This window comes from Brucella lupini (assembly GCF_002252535.1).
Taxonomy (GTDB): domain Bacteria; phylum Pseudomonadota; class Alphaproteobacteria; order Rhizobiales; family Rhizobiaceae; genus Brucella; species Brucella anthropi.
In genome coordinates this window covers 1-854 of the sequence record NZ_NNRN01000024.1, presented here as the reverse complement: position 1 = coordinate 854, position 854 = coordinate 1, and the positions used below count along the sequence as shown (strand labels likewise).

The window sequence follows — 854 nt, the reverse complement described above, 5'->3', positions numbered from 1 at the left end:
TAGGTCGTACACTCATAAATAGACTAGTTATTTGAAAGGATTAGTGATTCAAATGGCCTCAAAATTGGAGGTGTTTGATGTCACGTCGCCGCTATGAGCTGACAGACCGGGAATGGTCGATTATTGAGCCGCTGTTGCCCAGCAAACCTCGTGGTGTGCCTCGGGTTGACGATCGCATGGTTCTCAATGGCATACTATGGCGGTTCCGCACTGGCTCATCGTGGTCGGAAATCCCTGAACGCTATGGTGTTGCAACGACCTGTTACAACCGGTTCGTTCGCTGGCGACGTGCCGGTATCTGGGATCGGTTACTGGAGGCCGTCTCGGAGGCCTATGACGGTGACATCGTGATGATCGACAGCACCTGTGTCCGTGTTCACCAGCACGGAGCCACAGGAAAAAAAGGGATGCCGACGATGGTTGCATGGGACGTTCCCGTGGCGGCCTCACAAGCAAAATCCACGCAATTGTTGATGCGGAAGGCCGTCCGATCAATTTTTGCCTGACGGGTGGCCAGGTTGCTGACTGCTCTCAGGCTGAGGGCCTCATGGCGTGTGTTAAAGAAGGCGGCACGCTGCTTGCAGACAAGGCCTATGATACCGATGCCATCCGCAAGACGGCAGCAGACCAAAAAATATGGGCCAATATTCCACCCAAATCCAACCGCACGGGCGTCTTGTCGTTCTCACCGTGGGTTTATCGTCAGAGAAATCTGGTTGAGCGGTTCTTCAACCGCATCAAACACTATCGCGGTATCGCAACGCGTTACGACAAGAACCCCGCCAATTTCCTGGCAGCTGTCAAACTCATCGCTATCCGCATCTGGTGCATTAGTTTATGAGTCTACGTCGTAG

At 53.3% G+C, this 854-nt stretch carries 1 protein-coding gene; it reads left to right on the top strand.

The window, feature by feature from the left end:
- Window positions 1-77 precede the first annotated feature (77 nt).
- Window positions 78-841, top strand: a protein-coding gene (locus CES86_RS02240) for an IS5 family transposase (RefSeq protein ID WP_094513477.1) whose coding sequence is annotated in 2 segments (ribosomal slippage) — window positions 78-405 and window positions 405-841 — 765 coding nt in all. Because the reading frame shifts where the segments join, the coding sequence is not laid out codon by codon here.
- Window positions 842-854 lie beyond the last annotated feature (13 nt).